Annotated in this window: 17 protein-coding genes and 1 pseudogene; 11 read left to right on the top strand and 7 right to left on the bottom strand. The window is 55.5% G+C overall.

The window, feature by feature from the left end:
* The first annotated feature begins 114 nt into the window (after positions 1 to 114).
* The 8 genes from KHU33_RS12365 to KHU33_RS12330 all read left to right on the top strand — a co-directional run bounded on the left by KHU33_RS12365 (position 115) and on the right by KHU33_RS12330 (position 8545).
* Positions 115 to 1062: a hypothetical protein gene (locus KHU33_RS12365; protein WP_211463228.1), complete on the top strand. Its 948-nt coding sequence runs from the start codon at positions 115 to 117 to the stop codon at positions 1060 to 1062.
* A complete protein-coding gene (locus KHU33_RS12360) occupies positions 1059 to 2912 on the top strand; it encodes a polysaccharide deacetylase family protein (RefSeq protein ID WP_230414218.1) in 1854 nt (617 codons plus the stop codon). The genes KHU33_RS12365 and KHU33_RS12360 overlap by 4 nt, the downstream gene beginning before the upstream one ends.
* Positions 2909 to 3916 carry a YaiO family outer membrane beta-barrel protein gene (locus KHU33_RS12355; protein WP_230414217.1) on the top strand — a complete coding sequence of 336 codons (1008 nt, stop codon included), beginning with the start codon at positions 2909 to 2911 and terminating at the stop codon, positions 3914 to 3916. The genes KHU33_RS12360 and KHU33_RS12355 overlap by 4 nt, the downstream gene beginning before the upstream one ends.
* The gene (locus KHU33_RS12350; RefSeq protein ID WP_211463220.1) at positions 3913 to 4734 is read left to right on the top strand and encodes a hypothetical protein; all 822 of its coding nucleotides are present in this window, start codon (positions 3913 to 3915) and stop codon (positions 4732 to 4734) included. The genes KHU33_RS12355 and KHU33_RS12350 overlap by 4 nt, the downstream gene beginning before the upstream one ends.
* 149 nt (positions 4735 to 4883) lie before the next feature.
* Complete coding sequence (locus KHU33_RS12345; RefSeq protein ID WP_211463218.1) at positions 4884 to 5150, top strand: hypothetical protein; 267 nt, start codon at positions 4884 to 4886, stop codon at positions 5148 to 5150.
* A gap of 291 nt (positions 5151 to 5441) precedes the next feature.
* Positions 5442 to 6455, top strand: coding sequence for a M29 family metallopeptidase (locus tag KHU33_RS12340; RefSeq protein ID WP_211463246.1), 1014 nt, complete (start codon positions 5442 to 5444; stop codon positions 6453 to 6455).
* A 53-nt stretch (positions 6456 to 6508) separates the two neighbouring features.
* The gene (locus KHU33_RS12335; RefSeq protein ID WP_211463216.1) at positions 6509 to 6766 is read left to right on the top strand and encodes an energy transducer TonB family protein; all 258 of its coding nucleotides are present in this window, start codon (positions 6509 to 6511) and stop codon (positions 6764 to 6766) included.
* 390 nt (positions 6767 to 7156) lie between these two features.
* Positions 7157 to 8545 carry an NCS2 family permease gene (locus KHU33_RS12330; RefSeq protein ID WP_230414215.1) on the top strand — a complete coding sequence of 463 codons (1389 nt, stop codon included), beginning with the start codon at positions 7157 to 7159 and terminating at the stop codon, positions 8543 to 8545.
* Between the two features lie 233 nt (positions 8546 to 8778).
* Here KHU33_RS12330 and fos read toward each other — a convergent pair whose 3' ends face one another.
* From fos to KHU33_RS12310, 4 genes are all read right to left on the bottom strand, one after another.
* Complete coding sequence (gene fos / locus KHU33_RS12325; RefSeq protein ID WP_211463241.1) at positions 8779 to 9189, bottom strand: fosfomycin resistance glutathione transferase; 411 nt, start codon at positions 9187 to 9189, stop codon at positions 8779 to 8781.
* Between the two features lie 752 nt (positions 9190 to 9941).
* Positions 9942 to 12044, bottom strand: coding sequence for a hypothetical protein (locus tag KHU33_RS12320; RefSeq protein ID WP_211463214.1), 2103 nt, complete (start codon positions 12042 to 12044; stop codon positions 9942 to 9944).
* A gap of 150 nt (positions 12045 to 12194) precedes the next feature.
* Positions 12195 to 12350, bottom strand: a complete 156-nt coding sequence (locus tag KHU33_RS12315; protein ID WP_211463212.1) for a hypothetical protein — start codon at positions 12348 to 12350, stop codon at positions 12195 to 12197.
* Positions 12350 to 13501: a helix-turn-helix transcriptional regulator gene (locus tag KHU33_RS12310; RefSeq protein ID WP_211463210.1), complete on the bottom strand. Its 1152-nt coding sequence runs from the start codon at positions 13499 to 13501 to the stop codon at positions 12350 to 12352. Before KHU33_RS12310 ends, KHU33_RS12315 begins: the two co-directional genes overlap by 1 nt.
* A gap of 381 nt (positions 13502 to 13882) precedes the next feature.
* On the opposite strand from KHU33_RS12310, the gene KHU33_RS12305 reads away from it, so the two are divergent.
* Positions 13883 to 14653 (top strand): FkbM family methyltransferase, encoded by a 771-nt coding sequence (locus KHU33_RS12305; protein WP_329956045.1) that lies wholly within the window; start codon positions 13883 to 13885, stop codon positions 14651 to 14653.
* Between the two features lie 94 nt (positions 14654 to 14747).
* On the opposite strand, the gene KHU33_RS12300 is transcribed toward KHU33_RS12305, so the two are convergent.
* On the bottom strand, positions 14748 to 14993 hold the full coding sequence (locus KHU33_RS12300; protein ID WP_211463206.1) for a hypothetical protein: 246 nt from the start codon (positions 14991 to 14993) through the stop codon (positions 14748 to 14750).
* Positions 14994 to 15763: 770 nt separating this feature from the next.
* Between KHU33_RS12300 and KHU33_RS26785 the strand changes: the two genes are divergently transcribed.
* Entirely contained in the window at positions 15764 to 17431 is a 1668-nt protein-coding gene (locus tag KHU33_RS26785) for a methyl-accepting chemotaxis protein (RefSeq protein WP_211463204.1), read from the top strand.
* Positions 17432 to 17635: 204 nt separating this feature from the next.
* Entirely contained in the window at positions 17636 to 18619 is a 984-nt protein-coding gene (locus KHU33_RS12290) for a bifunctional helix-turn-helix transcriptional regulator/GNAT family N-acetyltransferase (protein ID WP_211463202.1), read from the top strand.
* A 204-nt stretch (positions 18620 to 18823) separates the two neighbouring features.
* Here KHU33_RS12290 and KHU33_RS12285 read toward each other — a convergent pair whose 3' ends face one another.
* Together KHU33_RS12285 and KHU33_RS26865 are read right to left on the bottom strand one after the other, a co-directional pair.
* Positions 18824 to 20275 carry a glycoside hydrolase family 28 protein gene (locus KHU33_RS12285; protein ID WP_211463200.1) on the bottom strand — a complete coding sequence of 484 codons (1452 nt, stop codon included), beginning with the start codon at positions 20273 to 20275 and terminating at the stop codon, positions 18824 to 18826.
* A pseudogene (locus KHU33_RS26865) lies at positions 20272 to 20547 on the bottom strand (pentapeptide repeat-containing protein); the annotation flags it as partial. The pseudogene KHU33_RS26865 and the gene KHU33_RS12285, both read right to left, overlap by 4 nt.
* Positions 20548 to 21275: the final 728 nt, after the last annotated feature.

The raw sequence follows: 21275 nt of genomic DNA, 5'->3' as shown, positions 1-21275 counted from the left end.
AAGGCGCCTCAGGCTGCACCATCGATATGGTGTGCGCTCGCTTGTGTTTTGTGTTTCAGCTGCATGACGCCGGCGACGGCAGCAGGGCAATCTGCGCCAATGCAAAGCGAAGCCATGTTTGCCGATTTCATTCAGCCAGACGGCGCCATCACCGTCTTTCCAAAAGGTGATTATGTCGAGCCTTACTTCGCGCTCAAAGCGCTGCTGGCCGCGCATCGACTGGGCGTAGATGTCACCGTGGCGGCATCAGCGTTTGCCCATTGGCTGCTGCCGTTCCAACAGGAAAATGGCCCCTTCCCGCGAATCTGCCGCAGCGGCGCGGCTGACTGGGTCGCCTGCGGGCCCGCCGATGCGGACGATTCCCTGGATGCACTATGGTGCTTGACGGCGACCGACGTTTTACCAGGGGATAGGGTGCTGGCTGCCAGCTGCGCCAGATCCCTGCAGCATTTGGCCACTCTCTGGAATCCTGCTCAACAGACATTCCGCGCGTTATCCGGCGGCAGCGCTGCTTATTTTGCCGACAATGTCGAAGTGATCGGAGCGTTGACCCAGCTACGCCGCGATCGCTCGGCGGCAGCACGCTTTTCGGTTCAGCTGGCAGCCTTGCCAAGCGCCGCCGGCATGCTGAAAGGGCTTCGATTTGCCTATGGCTACGATCCGGATGGCGCCCTTGAACCGGAACGCGCCAGCCTGCCGCCGGCGCCGATCGGCTTCTATCCGAATGCCGTGGCGCCGGTTTATCTATGGCTATACAACCTGCGCACCGGAGCAAGCGGGAAACGCTACTGGCAGGTATGGATGGCGCACTATGGTCAAAAATGGCTGGCCGGCGAAAGCGATCATTTCCCGTGGGGCTTGATCGCCTGGGCGGCTTACCAGGCCGGCGATGCGGCAACAGCGCGCACCTGGCTCGGAAACTCCAACGCCTGGCGCGCCGCGGGCCGCTGGAACATTGTTGAGGAAGGCGTACGCGTCGGCTTGGCAAATGCGCTGAAAACCAAGGATACGGGCAGCGATATAAGCAATGACATAACCGGGGATATGAGCCAGCCATCATGATCGCTCCACGCCCGCGCAAGCTGTCCAAGATATGGCTGACGCTGTTGGTCGCCGCCATCATTGGCGGCGTAGCAACCTGGGTGTATCGCATCAATCAAGTCAGTCCCGCGCAATGGCAAAGCGATACGATTGCCCTGGTCTTGCCGGACGACCTGTCCGACACCAGCCGGCTGTTTTCAGCGGCATGGCTGGATGGCGCCGCGGAAGAAGGGATCCGTCTGGAAGCCGTTACAGCGTCGGAATTCTCACGCCGTGGCCTGAAAGGCGAGCGTCCATTTGCCGGCGTGATTTTGCCGGACACTATCCATCGTCAGATCAGCACGGCGCTGGTTAACCGGATCAGCCAGTTTGTAGAGAATGGCGGAGCCTTGATGCTGGTAGGCGATGCCGGCATATTGGACGAGAACGGCTATTATGCAGAACCGGCATCGCGCTTTTCAAAGCTGGCCGGAACCGACTATGCGATGTACCAGACGCTACACCAGAAAATGTCCTTTAACCCGACCATCTCCGGCAGCGCGCAAATCATGGAACAACTATATCTGCCGCCAGGCCGATGGATAGCGAGCGGCGGCCGGGCGGTCCTGTCAGGTTACGGCGAAAATACGTTGCGCTACCCGGTCCTGCGCACCGCGAGTTCCTATGCCGGAACAGTGCACATGCGGGCCGAAGGCAACACCGTGATTGCCGGCGAACACACTGCCGGCAAAGGACGGGTTCTGTTTGTCAATCTGCCGCTGGGTTATTTGAAGCTGCGTACCGACGGCATATTGATGCATGGCTTTTTGCACTACTTCGCCAACCGCATCATGGGGCAGCCGCAATTGTCTGCAGCGCCGGAAGCGATAGGCGGACTGGTCTTGAATTGGCACTGCGACGCCAAGATCTGTATTCCTGCAATGGACCAGCTGATTAAAGCCGGCGTGTTTAAACGCGGGCCGTTCAGCATCCATGTCACTGCCGGTCCGGATCAGCGGGAATTCGGCGACGGCCTTGGCATTGACCTGAACCACAACCCGGCGTTTCAGGAAATATTACGCGGCTTGCTGGAACGGGGAAATGAAATCGGCAGCCACGGCGGCTGGATACACGACTGGTTCGGCAACCACGTGTCCGACGACAACGAGCAGCAGATGACTTCCTACCTGGTGCAAAATTCCGAGACGGTCGAGCAACTGATCGGACACAAGCAAACCGAATATTCGGCGCCTAACGGCAATCAACCGGTCTGGATAACCGACTGGCTTGAAGCAGAACATGTTCAGGCATACTACTTCACCGGAAACATCGGACAAGGGCCGACCCATACCTATCGCGACGGCCGCCGCGACCAGCACATCTGGTCGTTTCCGGTGCAGACTTACGGTCACATCAGCACGATTGAGGAAGCTTACATTGAGCACGTTCCGGAAAGTGAAATCAGCAACTGGTTGACATCGCTGGTGCGATTTACCGAAAATACCGGTCAGATACGGCTGATTTATTTCCACCCGCCAGGAGCGGTCATGTATCCCGATGCCATCAACCAGTTGATGCTTGCCGCTGACGAAGCTGAAAGAAAGGGGATATTTCGCTGGCGCACCATGACCGATCTTGCTCGCTTCATGAGTCGCCGCGAACAGACGGTATGGAATATTTCAAATGACCGCAATGCGGTGGTGATCGATGCAGCCAATACCATCTCATTGAATCAGCTGACCTGGTTATTTCCTGTCTCGCTCTATGCCGAGCCGCGCGTGACCGGCGGTAAAGCGAGAGTGGAACAACGCGGCGAGAGCTGGGCTGTAATCGCCGGCGACGTCAAGCAACTTCGTATTTCAACACCGTTGAGAAAGAAGGTAGCGCATTGAATACTACAACCACCAATAACAACGCTATCCGGATAGCGGCTCGCCATAGAACATTGGTAGCGAGAACAGCGTTGGCAACGCTCGGGCTGTCTTTGGGCGTGGCCGCCTATTCTTGCCATGCGGCGGCCGGGATTGATGCCGCCATGCCGGCGTCCGGCGTCCAGCCCCTTCGCTTATTGTCGCTGTATAGCGCGCCGGCGGAATCGGCCGCAGTTGACGACAAGGCGGTGGCCGTCACAGACCCTGCTGCGGCGACAGCGACCGATACTTCTGTAAGCAAGGAGCCGGAATTAGCCCCCGAACGTGGCGCGCTTGAACTGGCAGGCGGGAACGGCCACATGACGCACGGCTATGGCCATGCCCGCATGATATCGCTGCACGGCATGGCGGTGACGTCGGCAGGCGTGGTACAGGGAGAGTTGACGCAGCAATCCCGATTCGGATTTTCCGGCAACTATGGCAATCTCTCTCTTACGCACGATTTCTCGCAAGACTATTACAGCACCGTCGCCGTCGGCACCGGCAACAGCCCGCTGTTTCCGAGCTGGCGCATCGATACCACCGGTTATCGAAAATTCGGCAGTGAACGCCAGTATGTCGCCGGCGTCGGCGCCTACTACGCCAAAGGCAATGAAAGCGCCCGCGCCGACCAGGGATTGCTGTTCACCGGCATCGTTTACCATAAGGGCCTGGTGGTAGAAGGCGGCCTGCGCTTGAACTGGGCCGACCCCGGCAAGATACTGGGTCCCAGCCAATACATTGCCGCGACCTTTGGCAGCGACGATCGCCGCGCCATCATCGTTCGCTATGAGCATGCCAAGGAAACCTACAAGGTCTTGCCAGGCGGCTCGGCACTGGTGAATTTCAAGAGCAATACCGCCAACGTCCAATGGCGCGAAAGAATCACCCGCGACAGCATGTTATTGGCAGGGCTGGAGTATTACCGAAGTCCGCTCTACGATCGGCTCTCATTCAATCTCGGCTGGCGCTGGAGTTTCAGATGAAATCCAGGCCAGACGCCTCAACTCATTTGTCCGACACGGACAAGCTGCCGGACGCTGCGATCAATCCGCGTTTTCTCGGCTTTGGCGGCCAGTTGATACAGACACACCGTGCCTTGCGGCGCTTGTCTTTCCCGCGTACCCGCTGGGTGGATGTTTTGCTGGTACCGGCCACTATTTTTCTTTGCACCTTGCTTGCATGGCCCTTGATTGCAGAATTCTGGTCGGGAGTCATCAGATTCTGGGCCAATGGCCTCGCCAGCGAATTGCTGCTGAAAACAGACAAGACGTCCTTTCCGGGGATGCAATCCGTCCCCTACGCTTTCGTTCAAGCAGCGCTTCCCAATCCCTTGCAATGGTGGAGCGGCATGTTGATCACCATTACGCTCCTGATCGGCAGCACCTTGCTGCCGGGCCGCATGCTGCCGATATCTTATGCACTGCGCGTGGTCAGCATGATTCAAGCGATGAGCCAGCTGTATTTTTATTTCTGGGCAGCGCAATTTCCCTATCAGTCGGCGTCCTCCATTTCTGCACTCACGCAAGCGTCGATGCTGCTGATTTTTCTGACGCCGTGGATATACGGGCTGCTTTACAATATTTTCGATTTCGGCCTTCCACGCAAGATTCTGCTGACGCTAATGGCAATCAGCTACCTGATTGTGCTGACGCCTGTTCAATACACGTTCGCGGCTTGGGTGATGCTGCGGTATTCGCTGCTTTGGCATCCCCTCATCTACCTGCTCGGATCGAGTTTGATACAGTTCGGCGCATTGGTCGGGCTCTATTCCTGGGCCATGAGCTGGAAGCGGCGCGAATAAGGTTAACGCGGTTAATACGGTGAATAAGGCGAATCAGGCGGCCGCCCGATACATCTGCCGATTCAAGCAGAATAGGAAAACGCCGGCGCGGTGCAGCCAAGCGTATACTGCGCGCAACCGATTAACGTCTATCAACCAGGATATCAATAGTGAAAAAGACCGGAATGGCAAAGAGCGACGCCAAGAAACTCATGGGCAAAATGAGCGCCCCCGGCGCTGCCGGCTTCGGCAACAGCGACGTCGCCGCCATCGATCGACGCGAGCAGCGCAAGCGCGATCAGGCGCTGGGCCTGGTGCCGTTTGCGGTCAAACTGAACGGCAGCCTGGTGCAGCAGCTGCAAACGCTGGCCAAAGAACGCGAGCTTGACCTCAATCAGCTGGTGGCCGAGCTGCTGACCAAAGGTCTCGCAGACTGAGTCGTTTAAGAGCGGCGCGATAGATCTGTCGCTGCCCCCTCTTCTTGCGTAGCCCGGAAGCGCAACAAACCTTGTCCGCTTGCATCCACTCCAGCCTTGCGCCGGACCCGCTCAAAACCACCCCAAAATCGGCCCCAAGCCTGGTTGTCGATTAAAATGCTGATCCAGCAGGAAGCGCGTCGCCATTAAGACCTGGCCTTATGGGACGGCGTTCCCTGTCTTCCCCGAAACGGTAAATTGATGTTCATCTCAACTGCTAACCTAGAAACCGTCGGTCGCCCCGCCTGCAGCATGACCCAGGAGGCGGTTGGCGCTGCGGAAAAGCATCTGCGCGATATTCTCTCCATGGCAATCCAGCATGCGCCGCCGCATGCCGCGATGGTGGTATCGGATACGCGTTGCGATCTCGCCGTCGCCCTCACGGAAGCCTACCGGCGCTGCCTGCCGGCTGCGACATTCATCGACTTTGACGCCGTCGTGCCGGACGCCGTACTGGCTGCTTTTGCGACGCTTGAAGCGAACGACCTGGTCATCCTGATTCAATCGACCAACTTCCGTCTTGAGGCATTCCGCATACGGGTCGAACTGTTCAAGCGCGGACTCAAGGTGATAGAGCATCCGCATCTGTCGCGCATGCCAGGGCCGCAAGCCCTCTACTACATCGAATCGCTGGCATATGACCCCGGCTACTATCGCGGCGTCGGCTACGCCTTGAAAGCGCGGATTGACAGCGCCCGCATGGGTGTCGTCGAGAGCGGCGGCGAACGCCTGGTGTTTGCTTCTCCGTTCGAGCCGGCCAAGCTGAACATAGGCGACTACAGCGAGATGAACAACGTCGGCGGCCAGTTCCCCATCGGCGAAGTATTCACCGAAGCGCAAGATCTGGAAGCGGTGAACGGACGGGTGCGTATCTTTGTTTTTGGCGACACCTCATTCCACGTCAACCGACCGCAACAGCCGATTACATTGGTGATCGTCAAAGGCCGGGTCAGCGCAGTGCTGGATTCCACTCCCGATTTCGACCAGGTGCTGGCCAATATCCGCGCCGACGAAGGTGAAGTGTGGCTGCGGGAATTGGGCTTTGGCATGAACCGTGCGTTTTCGCGGGAACGCATGGTCAGCGATATCGGCACTTACGAGCGCATGTGCGGCATCCATCTGTCGCTAGGCGCCAAACACGGCGTCTACAACAAAGCCAGCATCAAGCGCGCCAATGCCAGATATCACATCGACGTTTTTGCGGTAACCGATGCGGTCTATCTTGATGATGAGCAGGTCTACCGCAACGGCGCCTGGCAGGTTTGAGCGCAGATCAGGGCCGTATAATTTCTACCATTATTCCGAACCGGGATGTACCTATGAGCCTCATCGACAAATTGCTATCGGGAACGGTGAAATCGACGTCGGCGGCGACGGCGACAGACCGGGTGCTGGTGCGCGTTTATCTAGATACAGCCGGCCACGTCACCGATGTGAAAATCAAAAAGAGCTGCGGCGACCCCGAGCGCGATGCGCTGGCGCAGCGGGAAATCATGAACATGCGTTTCGCCAGCAAGCGGAAAGGTGCGAAAACATCGCACAATTGGCATGACCTGGCTTACACCTTTCATGACTGAATACGGGCAATAGCCAATCGGGCGGCCCTCGGATCAGAGCACGATTGCCGCCGTCCAGCTTGAGTTCAACCCGTAATTTCCCGTTTTCCGAGGCTCTCCTCATGCGCCGCTCGCCCCTGCCAAACTAGCAACTTCGCTGTTTTGCCGCCGCTCTGCCGCCGCTTCTCCGCATATGGAAATGCAAATGGCGGCTATTGAGCTCCCATGATGGGTTCGCTGCCGCCAATACCCTAAGCTGTATTCGCCGAGCTCACCATCCTTTCAAATGACGAGCAGTCCAGCTACCAGGGTTCGGCGTTTGGTCGCTGACTATTCAAAAACATAACACGAGACACCCTGATGACGGTCGAGTGACGGCCGCTTCAAGGACATATAAGGAGCAGCTCGATCATGATGGAACAACAACTCCAGCCCCAGCCTGTTGTGGGCCTGGGAGAGCCTATCGCCGTCGGCGCAGGCAAACTCGATCAATACTTTCAGATCACCGCGCGCGGCAGCACCCAGCGCCGTGAAGTAGTCGCCGGCATCACCACTTTCCTGGCGATGGTGTATTCGGTTTTTGTGGTGCCTGGCATGTTGGGCAAGGCGGGCTTCGATGTCAGCGCCGTGTTCGTTGCGGTCTGCCTGACTACCGCTGTCGGCTCGCTGTTGATGGGCCTGTGGGCGCGTTTGCCGATCGCGGTAGGCTGCGCGATTTCGCTGACCGCTTTCACCGCCTTCGGCCTGGTGCTTGGTAAAGGTTTGTCGCCAGCCGTGGCGCTCGGCGCGGTGTTCTTGATGGGCCTGGTGTTTACCGCCATATCCGTGACCGGCATCCGTTCCTGGATCCTGCAAAACCTGCCGGCCGGCGTAGCGCACGGCACCGGCGTCGGCATCGGCTTGTTCCTGCTGCTGATCGCCTCCAGCGATGTCGGACTGGTGGTGAAAAATGCCGCTCCCGGGTTGCCGGTCGCACTCGGCCACATTACCGCGTTCCCGGTGGTGATGAGCATCATCGGCTTGGCTGCCATTTTCGGTCTTGAGCGGCGCCGTGTACCGGGCGGCATCTTGCTGGTAGTGATCACCTTGTCGGTCATCGGCCTGATCTTCGATCCTGCCGTCAAGTTCACCGGCGTGTTTGCCATGCCGGCGCTGAGCTCCCCTGGCCACGCTTCATTGATCGGCGCGATGGACATCAAGGGCGCACTCAGCATGGCCGTGCTGCCAAGTGTGCTGGCGCTGGTAATGACGGCGGTGTTCGACGCCACCGGCACGATTCGCGCAGTGGCCGGCCAAGCCGGACAAGTCAATGAAAAAGGTTATATCCACAACGGCGGCAAAGCGCTGACAGCCGATTCCCTCAGCTCGATTTTTGCCGGCCTGGTCGGTGGCGCTCCTGCTGCCGCTTACATCGAATCGACAGTGGGCACAGCCGCCGGCGCCCGCACCGGCTTGACTGCGGTGGTGGTCGGCCTGTTGTTCCTGGCGGTGATTTTCTTTTCGCCGCTGGCCGGCCTGGTGCCTTCCTATGCAACCGCACCCGCGCTGATGTATGTCGGCTTGCTGATGCTAGGCAGTGTCAGCCGCATGCATATGGACGATACGGTCGACGCCATGGCTGGTCTGGTATGCGCGGTGTTCATCGTACTGACATGCAACATCGTGACCGGCATCATGCTTGGTTTCTGCACGCTGGTGATTGGCCGCGTGGTTTCGGGCGAGTTCCGCAAACTGAACGTAGGCACAGTCGCGATTGCGATTGCGCTCGCAGTCTTCTACGCCGGCGGCTGGGCGATCTGAGATCTTATATATCCTGGTAGCTTCGACTTTTTTAGTTCTCCTTGAATAGTCGATTTGGGCAGCGCCTCATGGTGCTGCCTTTTTTATTTTTGCGGGCTTATTCGTCGATTTAGTTGCCGCTGCGCTCCATGAGATCGAGAGATCCGGCAACCTGCCCCGGTAATCCTCCCGCAAAGCTGCTCAGATTTCATTGAGACTGAAAGCTCTTAAAAACTGGAATTGTCCAAGGCCGGTCAGTCAAAAAATTTCATGCCTGAATAGGGCCGGATCCGGCACTGAGCGAGTCTCGTCGCCAAGTCTCCAACATGGGCTTCAAGTTTGTGTCCGTCCGGATCGAGAAAGTAGAAAGAATCGCCCTCACTCTTGTTATCCTTCCACGCTGCAACGCCTTCAGCTCTCAGTTTTTCTTGAAAGTCTGCGAAGTTCGATGGGGAAATGGAGAATGCGTAGTGCGTGTAATCTGTTTGCGGATTTTTAGTTTGGGTCTCATCAAGCGAAAGACATAACCATAGCTCGCCAAGCGAAAGATATGCGCCGGCATCCCCGCGGGCAGCGAGCCTAAAACCCAAGAGCCCTTGGTAAAAATCAATACCAGTCGCCAAGTCCCTGACCGCAAGCGTTATGTGATTAATTCCGGTGAGCACCGACTGTCCTTTGATTGTGACGGTTGAGTAGAATTTGCCGAAACAGAGAGATTCCCTCTTCAACTTCCTTGCGCAATTGTTCAATTGTTCGACAGTCAAAGGATGGCCAACAAATACGCTATTGTTGTTATCTGAAGAAACTGGCCTCTTCACCTGCGTGACCGTTTTCTGTGAATCGTGATGCATGCGTATGATTCGGGTCGTAACTGCGGGACCCGAGATACAGACGCTGCGCCGATTTTATCAGCAGCAATAGTAGCGCCTTTCAACTCATGAATTCTTATCACCAATTGCGGCAATCTCCTTCAACGTGATCGCACCCCGACAGATGAATAGCCTTTTCATGAAATAGTGATTGAGGCAAATTGTTAAGGGCAGCGGTAGTGCCTGAGATTTATGAAAAAAGGATATGAGTGTGCTCTTGCAATCCAGGCGGGATTTATTAGTCTGAACCTGAAATCATTGAAAGAGGGTTCATCGAAGGGTGATCTTATTTTATGGAAATCGGCTTAGCACTTGTTCTGTTGATTCCGTTTTCAATCATCGCGGCCTGGATCGTCGATGAGGTGTATCAAGAGTATGTTCACCATCACTACTATTGAATACATGAGTGTAATTTCGGGGATTTTCAAAAACCGGATATGACATGGTTGATGGCGTCTTTCACGATGACCAACGAAAAAAATCCCTGCAAGCGTAATCACTCGCAGGGATCTGGATGGCCAATAAAATCTGGATGCGTGAAGCCAGCGTCAGTTATAGCGATAGACGGCTGTCTTGTTGCTGTTGTCAAGCATCCTGTAGGCGAACAGCAAAGTACGGCTTGGTGGCGCATTCCCAACGGCAAGCGCGCTGAATGCAGGTACCGCGCTTAAAACCGCGGAGCTTGCTCCTCTTGGCACAGCAAGCATCTGCCCATAACTGCCGCTACTGTCCACGATTGCTTGCACCCCGCTGATTTGTTGAGCTGCTATGTTCTGCACCCAATCGACCGTGAGGTTGGTCTGGGCGCCGGCCAGGCTGCCGGCCGGATCGAGCGCGCTCAGTGTTTGCGGCCCCGGCTTATTCCATGGCAGGTTGACAGCTTGTTCCGCCTGGATCAGATCGGATAGTAAAGTTTTGTAGAGGACGATAGGTGTTGTTTTGTCCGAGCCATAGAACAACTCAATTTTGTACTTGGTGCCTTTGACGAATAATTGTGGGTTCACGCTGTCAGCGGGTTGCGCCCAAACCAGGCCGGTCTGGTTGCTTGCCAAAGTAGTGGCAGCGGCGCCAGTGATACCGGAAGTCCGGCTGAACCAGAAGTTCGGGCAGTTGTAAGTTAAATTATTGCTATTGCCGCAGCGGGCCCCGGCAGCAAGGGTGATGTCGCCGGTTTTATTAAACAGATCCATGCCGAGCTGCCCCTGCTGGATTGGCGCAACGTATACCAGCCCTGTGCCCGAAGCGCCGTTACCCGGCAAACCGGGGCCGGAGATTCGCGCCACCGCCAAGGAACCGAGACTGTTGATGCTGCCGGGTCCTTTGGAATTTACGTTGACCTGGATGCCAGTCTGGAATGTGCTGAATAGGTTACTGTTGGACGGACTCAACGCCGAATTCAACTGCTCCACGCGGCGAATCGTCAGTTTCAGCGTGACATCGACAGGATTCTGATTGCCCACCAGCCACCAGTTAGTCGGTCGCGCGGTCGATGCGGTATTGGCCAGGTTGCGCGCCACCGTAATCACGTTGCCAGGATTGCCGTTGGCGTCCAGGTAGCGGATATTCAGTACAGCCTCATCGGCGCCGGCAGCGGTGTTCGCTGCCGGATAAAACGCCATGATCTCAGGCACGCTGAACTGCGCGCCTGTCATGCTGTCGCTGGTCAAGATGCCGTATAGAAGCTGGGCCGCGCTGTAGCCGTTGTGCAGAAAATTCATCTTGGCCGCATTACTCGTGTCGGCGACCAGACTCTGGCAGGCGGCGGCTGCCGAAGTCACTTCAGGGCCGCCCTGCGATGCGGGAGTGGCGGTATTCGTGGCCAACACACGCTGCGCGGTCGGCAGCGCAAAACACGCTTTGAAGGCCTGGGCCGTGATCTGAGCCGCTTGCGACAGATCTGAAACGCTGTAGGTCGGTGCTGCAACAGCAGTGCCGGTATTGGTCGCCGTTGCCAAGGTCACCGGCGTCGGGCTGCCCACCGTACTCAGCGCCAGTTTGCCGGTGGCGGGATCGGTGACCACTTTCACAACATCCAGGATCTGATCGGCCGTATTGCCTGTGCCTGACGCGGTGGCCGCAGTGATGCTGGTCGCGAACGGGTCGTAACCGGCTGGAGCGCCAATTGCTGTCAGCACGTTGGCCAGTTGCGCCAGGACGTTGGCGGTCACCTTGGCCAGCGCCGCTGTGTCAATCGCCTTGCTGCTGACCAGCGTCATCGGATTGCCATCGGCGCTCAACTGCGCCAGGATGGCCGTCGTCAGCGGTGTGGCGTTGACTGTCAGCGCAGCACCCGCTGCCGGCGTGCTGGTTGCCACGCTCACCAATGGTGCAGTATTGCCTGCGGGGTCGGTGACAACCACAAAAAACGGCGCGGCCTCCCCCGCTTTCAGGGTGCAGGTGTAACTGCCCAGTGCGGTGGTGGTGATAGATGTTTCCTGGCAGGGCGAATTACCGCTGCTGTTGGTGACGGCAACCGCCGCATTGGCTAACGCTGCGCCAGTGGCGGCGGTACCTTGAACGCTCGCAGCTGCGGCAGCAGCAGGAGCCGCGGGACTGCCGCCGGAACTGCTGCTGCCACCGCCGCATCCGGCCAGCGTCACCATGGCGGCGCTAGCAAACACAAGCGCCAGTGTTTCTATTTTTTTATTCATTATTTAGCTCCCCAAAAATTTGAACTAAGCGCTCAGGAGAAATCCCCTGGAATTTAGTTCGGTCGTATTAACTGCAAGACTGAATATCGATGGCAGGTAAATATGCCGGCCCTTATTTTTCGCCAATTCGCTGTGTCATTGCCGTGAAGATTAACGAGAATAGGCCGGCGAAGCTATCACCCAAACGGGTGATAGCCGCCAGAAGAGATCGGCTTTCACCGAAAGAAACGGGATGCGGGCGATGGAATTGAAGAACAATTGAAGAACGTTTGCGATGATTGCTACGCGGGCATCGATGAGCTGCATTACCCGGGATACCGCTTCTGCTCCAGGAAATAAGCCGGGCTGGCCAACAACAGAGATACGAGTTCTGACTGGCGTTTGGTGCCGGTCTTGAGAAAAATACTCTTGATCTGGCTCTTGATGGTATTCATCGAGGTGCCGCGCTCCTTTGCAACGTCGTCCAAGGTTTTCCCGCTGCACAAGGCAACCGCAAGTTCTGCTTCGGCTTCGGACAGTCCGAACAGGCGGCGCACCAGATCCGAGGTAATGGTGGGAGTCATCTCCGGATCAAAAATAAACAGCAGTGCGGCGCCCTGCACAGGAAAAGCCCCGGCCAGACGCAAGGGCGCGATCATCAGCATCAAGGGCAAGCGCTCAAGCCGAGGCAGCAGGACTACGCCAGCCAGTTCTGCCCCGCTGCCGCGGCTGGCACGGATCGCATTGGTAAGCTCCAGATTCAGACCGCGCGTTGCCGCGGCATCGCTGGTGAACAAATGGCCGCCCTCGATCGACAAACTGATGCCGCTGCTCAGCAGCGCATTGGCATTGCGGTTGGTATGAACCACGCGGCTGTACTCGTCGAACAACAATGTCGGCATCGCGAGAACATCGAGGCTGCCAGACATGAAGCTGTGACCCAATTGCAGTTCGGTGAAACGCTGACGCATCTGGATCGCACGCTGTAAATGCGGAATCACTTGATTAAATTCATTCAGTTCTTCGCGCATGAAAGCTAGATGTTCGGGAGCACGCTGCAGAAAAAATTCAGTAACCCATGCCCCTTCGCGCAGAACGATTCCTCCGGCAGCATAAGCAACGCCTTGCGGCTCAATCCATTCCCGGTAAAAGCGGTTTTCGGGAAATCGTTCGGGATGCGGGAGATCGAGATTGCTCGCGTAAAAAAGTGCAATTGGCGAAGCCGTCATATGGTGTGCGAGGATATCCTCACTGGCGTATTCGAGTGCATAGCTTTCAAACCACTCCTTGGCAATGCCATGTACCCACAAGCCTTTCATTTCTTGCGTGTTGACGTGTCGAATCAACAGCGTTGCAGCCTTCAGCCGAAACACACTACAAAACGCTTCGATAAAACCCTGAAAACCACCTGGCGCCATGACGGCGTCGTAAAGGAGGCTAAGCAAATCGTCGTAACTCGATCGTTCGGTCGCGCTCATTTTTTGTCCAGTAACTGATGATTTTTTTCTACACAGGATGTGTGCGGATTTGCTCGCTACCGCCCACCACCCATCAACCGTTACCAAGTGATAAATCACTAAAGCATAAAAAAACTCCCGGCTGCCCGGCGCCAGGCCATAACTGTAACAATATGTATCAATAATACGAGATTAATTTACGGCCGGGAATAAATTTCAGACGACCATGGCGACTAAATTTACATTTCCCCATTTTGATGCAAAGTTGGATTTTCCTTAACTTCACATGCACAATAAATCACCGCATGTGCGCCATTGCCAATAATGCAATTTGACCAACAGGAAAAGACAGTGACGTTCATTTCTTATGCACAGAATTTCGAAGACATCAGGTTGTGGCGCGTGCTCAGATATGTCGAGAACGGGTTTTATATCGATGTCGGCGCCAATCACCCATCGCATGATTCTGTAACGCGGGCATTTTACGAGCGCGGCTGGAACGGCATTAACATTGAGCCGCTTCAGGAGTTTTACGATCCGCTGTGCCTACAAAGACCCAAGGACATAAACCTGCAATGTGTCGCTGGCGACGCCAATCAAGCCCGCACTTTTTACGCGGTTGCCGGAACCGGGCTCTCGACTGCTGACGCCGATACAGCCCAGCGCTATCGAGACTCCGGCATGCCGTTGCAGAGTCAAACCGTCAACTCCCGGACCTTGGCCTCCATTTGCGAAGAACATGTGCAAGGCCCCATACACTTCCTGAAGATAGACGTTGAAGGCCACGAAGAGTCTGTGCTGCGCGGCATGGATTTCACCAAATGGCGGCCCTGGATCATTCTGATAGAGACTCCATGGAACCGCGATCAGCCGTGGGAAAAAATCATCACCGATGCATCTTACCGTCCCGTTCTGTTTGACGGCCTGAACACCTTCTATCTGGCAGAAGAACAACTGCACTGGTCAGGCGCTTTCGAAATCCCTCCCTGCAATCTGGATGACTTCCAGTTTTGCTACGGGCACAAGTTCAGCCATCCGGTGGCGGAATTCGAGAACGCGTTATTGATGGAGAAGCAACGCGCCGACCGCGCCGAAGCCCAGCTCGACGCTTTTAAGCAAAGCCGATCCTGGCGCGCGATTCATCGCCTGAAAACCATGTTCAACCGCCGCTAGCGCTTCTCGCCGACCCCGGCAGAACGCGCCCATCTTTGCCGGGAGGGCGAAACATGCCGGCGTAATCCGATGGACTGTACCGCGATCAACTGCCTCAATGATGCGAGACGCCTTGCTGACGAGACGCGCTGGAAAACACGACCTGATTGAAATAGCGCTGCAGCGCCATGATCTCTCGCGCCACCTTCACCGGGAAGCCCTGGCGACCTCCCCTGTTATCCAGCAGGAGCTGCTCCAGGCATCTCATGCATGCCGCCGGCCGCTCCCAACTCTGGGCCAGTTCATTGGCGATCCGCGGAAAATATCTGGCCAGCTCCCACGGCTTTTCATTTGCAGGCAATTTTGCAAACCACTGGTAAGTCAGTTCACACAAGTCATGATCTTTCCGAGCTTCCCGGCGCCGAAAAAACTCCCACCGCTGCACTAATGCCGTTCAGTTAAGCCCAGAACGGCATTCTTTAAATGGACCGATGCGGTCATTCCGTCATCCCCGCGAACGCGGGGATCCATGTTGCAGAGCATGGTGATTAAAAATGGATTCCCGCGTTCGCGGGAATGACGGGGTCGCCAATGACGCAGCTAACGCCATTCCCCCGTAACCTTAACTGAACGGCATTACCACCGCTGCACCTCCGTTTTGGGCGCGACATCGGCGCCATCAAGCACCGATTTGGCCTCGACGATGGATACCTTTTCAAATGGCAATGGGCTTAATTCTGTATTTATCGACTTCATACCTGCCTCCAGTTAGTGCATGACTATCACATTGGGCATTAACGGCTAAGGCACAAAGATATTTAGAAAAATCGGCCTTCCCGACGCTTCCAGAAAACTGCATCAGTGACAGCGACCGAACGGCTCAGAACATCAATCCAGAAAACTTCCTCGCTAAATATTTTGTATATGCCAACAAATTCGACATCCGTTTATGTTCGGTTACAAATGAACTTTCAAGTTTTGATTTCGCCTGCCGTAAACCCCAACAACGGCACAGTGTTCGTGATGCCGCGTCCCCGGAGGTATTGGCGTTGTTGTATCGATAGTCGACAGGCGTATCCCGTGCAATGTTATTTATTGTCCATCAAGATTTTTCTCACTATTAAAAAAACAATGAATATCTCTAATCTAAAAATATCCGCCAGACTCACCGCGCTATCGACATTGCTGATACTGACTTCCGTCTTGATGGGAATGATCGGCTGGCGTTCGCTCTACGAGAGCAATGCACGGACCGCCGACATGATGAAAAGCGCGGCTAACTTTCAACAAGCCGTGAATCTTGCCAGGAAAGCGCAGGTTGATTTCAAAATAGAGATCCAGGAATGGAAAGATCTCCTGTTAAGAGGTAATGACAGCGCTGCGTTTGAGAAGCATAAAAATGCCTTTGTAAGAAAGGGGGAGGAATCCAGAGACGGGCTCAAACAGTTAGGGCAAACGCTCAGCCAGTTGGGCCTCGACACGTCGCTTATTGCGGAGGCCAACCAGACCAATGCCGAGCTGGCGAAAAAATATCTGTCTGCCCTCACGCAGTTCGATCCGGCAGCAGCGGGCAGCGCCCACGTTGTCGACAAGCTGGTCGCCGGGATGGATCGCGAACCGACAAAAAAGATCGATGACATCGTCGCCTTCGTTGCGCAGCAGTCAAAAGACTTGATGCAGCAAAGTGAAAACGAGGCATCGCAAAGAAATGCTCTGGCGTTGCGGTTTTTACTGGCGGTAGTAGTCATCGGCACGCTCATCGGCAGCGTGCTGACCTACTGGATCATCAACGGCATTACCGGACCGTTGCGTTCCGCCGTCAAGATTGCCCGCACGGTTGCCGACGGCGACCTGACCAGCCGGATTGAGACGGGACGCAAAGATGAGATTGGCGAATTGCTGGGCGCCTTGCGTCAGATGAATGAAAGCTTGCAGAGCATAGTCGGCCGCTGCCGCAGCGGCATCGAGACGATGGCCTCGGCCTCGGGCCAGATCGCGGCCGGCAATCAGGATCTGTCGGCACGCACCGAACAGCAAGCCGCATCGCTGGAACAAACCGCCGCATCGATGGAAGAACTAACGTCGACGGTAAAACAGAATGCCGACAATGCCCTCCAGGCCAATCAAATGGCCGCAACTGCTTCCGGCATTGCGCTTGAGGGCGGTGCTGTGGTGTCCCGGGTGGTGGCAACCATGGGCTCGATCCACGATTCAGCCAGAAAAATTGTCGACATCATTGCGGTGATCGACGGCATTGCGTTTCAGACCAATATCCTGGCGTTGAACGCCGCGGTTGAAGCCGCTCGGGCCGGCGAACAGGGGCGCGGTTTCGCGGTAGTCGCCGCTGAAGTGCGCAATCTGGCGCAACGCTCCGCGTCTGCGGCAAAAGAAATCAAAGCCCTGATCGGCGATTCGGTGGAAAAGGTCGACGCCGGCAGCAAGCTGGTCAATGAAGCGGGATCAACCATGGAACAGATCGTCAGTAGCGTCAAGCGCGTGAGCGACATCATGGCGGAGATTACCGCCGCTAGCGAAGAACAGAGCGGCGGCATCGAACAAGTCAACCAGGCGATCGGGCAGATGGATCAGGTCACGCAGCAGAATGCCGCGCTGGTCGAGGAAGCCGCCGCTGCTGCCGAATCGCTGAAAGAGCAGGCAGCAAACCTGGCGGCGGTGATCAGCGTGTTCACGCTGGATCCGGCTCAGACGGCCTCGGTATTGTCCATGCGCGGCAGCGACGTCAGGACCGGCGCAGTGCGGCCGGTGTCGCAATCGCAATCGCGGCGGCTGGCCGCATGATGCCGGATCGTCGATGTGGTTGAAATCGGCGTGACGGCCGATTGTCCGGAACCACTCGAATAAGCCCACTTTGAAGATGAAAAATAGCAAATAAATGCTAATTTTCGATTTCATAGTGGATATTTCCTTAAATCAATTTTGACTTGATCTAGTTGCGCCTCGCAAGTATATTGGTTGCGATACGCAACTTTATTGAGGTGGAGCATGGACTATTTCAATTTCTGGTTTCGTCCTAAGGAGCATACGATTCTCGCGCTACGCGAGTTTTCCCGGAAACTGGTTCGCGAACTGGGTTTCATGCGGCAGTCTTTGGCAGATAGCGATCTTGCGCCGTCAGCTGTACACGCAATCATCGAGATCGGCCTGGCGCCGGGTATCCAGGCGCGCAACCTGGCGAGCGTACTGCGGCTGGACAAGTCGAATACGAGCCGGCAAGTGGCCAAACTTGAAGCGCTCGGATTATTGACTCGCGAAAGTGTTGACGACGACGGCCGTTGTTTCAGGCTCTATCTGACCGATGCCGGAAAAAAATTACGTAAGAAAATCGATCGATTTGCAACGGATCAGGTATCCAGCGCATTGCGACAGCTGGCTCCTGCCGATCAGCAGGCCTTGGTCCGATCTCTTGCACTTTACACGGATGCGCTGGCGCGAAACAACGCCGGCAAAGCCCCACGGCAAGACAGGACGATAGATGAGCAAATTCAACTGGGCTACCAACCTGGGTGTATCGGCGACATAGCAAGCCTGCACGCGCGCTTCTATTCGCAAATGTCGGGATTCGGCATCTTCTTCGAAAGAAAAGTGGCCACGGAACTGGCCGAATTTGCCCAGGCCCTACCTTCTAGGAATAAGGCGCTCTGGCTCTACGTCGAAAACGGCAGGACACTGGCCTCGATCGCGATAGACGGAGATGAAGTTGCGAACAGCGCGCATTTGCGCTGGTTCATTGTCGATGATTCATTGCGCGGATCAGGCGTCGGGCGTCGGCTGCTCTCACTCGCATTGGATTTTGCCGACGCACGGTTTGACCAGACGTATTTATGGACTCTCAAAGGCCTCGACGCGGCGCGTCATCTGTACCAGTCGTCAGGCTTCGAACTGACAGACGAAGCAGAGGGATCGCAATGGGGAAAGACTGTTGTCGAACAACGATTTAGTCGTCAATCCAGCCAATCACGACACTGAGCAACTGAATTTGACCTGACGGCATATCCGCATTAAAACAGCATCATTTCGCATGTAAAAACAGCCGCTGTTTTGCACGTCAAAGACGCCGGGACGCCAACGGCGCCGTTGCATGTCGAACGACATGGAATTTCCCATCTGCCGCCACATATGCAGACGGGATATTTTCTTCTCCATGTCACCCGATACATATGCCGGCAACCGCTAAAAGGGAGATGCAGAAGATGGAAACGAGACGAAGGCCTGGCTGCAATCAAGCGCTGACTGACTGTTTTTCGGCAGCTCGGTTATCGTCACGTTATTCGCCGCTGAAGATGCGACCGTGAAGTTGACCGGCCCCGGCCCCATGATGAACTGCGTGTTCGACGGCGGCGTCGGGCCACCGTTGTGACTGGCGTTCGATATCTTCGGCGCAGAATCGAATATGACGTTATCCAAAGTAATCTTCAACGGATTGAGCGTGCCGTTGTAAGCATAACCATTGAAGGTGAGCGTGCCGCCGCCATATTTTGCGCTGCCCAAATAATGAAAGCCGCTGACCGTAATGTCGTGAAAATTCGGCGCCGAAGTGTGATTTCCAGGGCTGTAGTAAGGATCGAATATCATCGGCTCCTTGACGTTACGCATGCAGATCTGCTGATAGCTGATGTTCTTTACCTCGCCACCGCGACCATCATCCGACTTGATCCGTATGCCCACGCCGTTTTGAGAGTCCTGGCCATCGATCGACAGATCCCGCATCTCGATGCCATCGACGCCCGAATTCGTCTCGCTGCCGATCGACATGCCATGGCCATAATAGAAATGACTGTGGACAATCCGATGCGAGAGCGCCGCCGCCGATCCACTCGCCTTGATCGCAATATTGTCATCGCCGCCGCTGAAATAGGAATAAGCGATCAACACATTATTCGATTGGCCAGGATCGATTCCATCCGTATTTTTTGTGGTTTCCGGCGTAAAGCAAGTGCTTGGCGAGGTAGCTGGCGTGGTCGGATCCGGGCTGCTTCCTGCCGGGCAGGCATAACCCGGCTTGGAGTAAGCCAGGGTCGGCGTCAGAATTTTTACCCCCCAAGCCGTAAAACCGCTGACGGTATTAGGCACCACATGGAATGCCGGTGCATTCTGGACGGTAATACGATACAGCGTGAAGTTGCTGCCGCCGAAAATCTGGATCATACGAGGATTATTCTGACTCTTTCCCGTCGATTTATTCAGCATGGCAACGTCCCACCAAGTCATTATTCCAGCGTTGGCGCCAGACGTTAAGACACTGCCGCCACGGCCGTCGATAATACCGTCGCCTACCACTCCGCTGTTTTGCGTCTTGCTGGCGGTGATCAGGGCATTGCAGGACTTGCCGTCACCTGCAGCGGTGCCGCAATTGCCGGCGCCTGTGTCGAAATCTACAGGACTACGCGACGCGAATAGAGTCACGCCCTGATCAATCCAGAGAGTAACGCCACTGGTCAAAGTTATCGGACCTGAAAGGAAGGCATTCTGGCCGCTGCTTCCGGTAGTCAGCGTCACCGCTTGCCCTGCAGGGCAACTGGAGATTGCTGCTTGAATCCGCACAGTATCCGGATTTGAATTGGCCAGACTGGCGTCAATCGAGGCAGGCAGCAATCCAGCCGTCTGCTGCAGATTAGCTGTCAATGCAGCGCATACCGTTTTAGGCAGCTGCGGCTCAGCGGGAAGCGCAGCATCCACATTGGTTGAGGTGATGCCTGTGCCGGTTGAGCCTGTGCTAGTTGAACCTGTGCTAGTTGAACCTGTGCTAGTTGAACCTGTGCTAGTTGAACCTGTGTTAGTTGAACCTGTGTTAGTTGAACCTGTGCTAGTTGAGCCTGTGCTAGTTGAACCTGTGTTAGTTGAACCTGTGTTAGTTGAACCTGTGCTAGTTGAGCCTGTGCTAGTTGAGCCTGTGCTAGTTGAGCCTGTGCTAGTTGAGTTGCTGACTACGTTTCCTACGCTACCCGTACCGCTGGCGCCGGAACCGGTTCCGGCATCGCTTGCACCGCCCCCGCAAGCGCAGAGAATCAGACAGATAAAGGTAGTTATAAAAGAATGCTTTTTCAAAAAAGACGTCATATTTTCCAAAAGATAAAGGTATCCGCAAGAACAATCTTTTCCGCCTTATAAAAAGGGAAAAATTATTTCTTCAGCAGGGATTTCGAACAGTGAAGGTGCAGAGACGATACTGACCAGATGCGCGTGCAGTCATGTTCGAGCGACATCACAGGCACGATCCATGCCACATCGGATGTTGAACGCGCAACCGAACGAATCCAGAAGAACACTCCGAAAAAGCGATCCGCAGTTGTAACGCCTAGCCGTGGAAAAAACTTAACCGAAAAGCAAAAAAACTGACAAATTTTGTTAGCGCTAACACAAATTGAGGACGGCAACCGCTTATTCGCTATTGGCACAATATTTGCGATGAAACTCCCGGATTGAATACCGTGCCGAAAATTTGTTTCGACGCCGCCGGAATCGGCGTTGAACATCGAGTTGATCATGCCTGTTCAGCCGTCTGAACGTGGCAGCAAACTGCATGTGAAACATCAACGGGCGTACATCGCGGCCAGACGACATTCAATCTCCCCCTGTCATTTCCAAAACAATATCGTTGAAAGACAAGAGCGTGAATAATCCG

This window comes from Collimonas silvisoli (assembly GCF_018305005.1).
GTDB lineage: Bacteria > Pseudomonadota > Gammaproteobacteria > Burkholderiales > Burkholderiaceae_D > Collimonas > Collimonas silvisoli.
The sequence above is the reverse complement of the archived record's forward strand: the minus strand, read 5'-3'. Positions and strand labels throughout refer to the sequence as shown.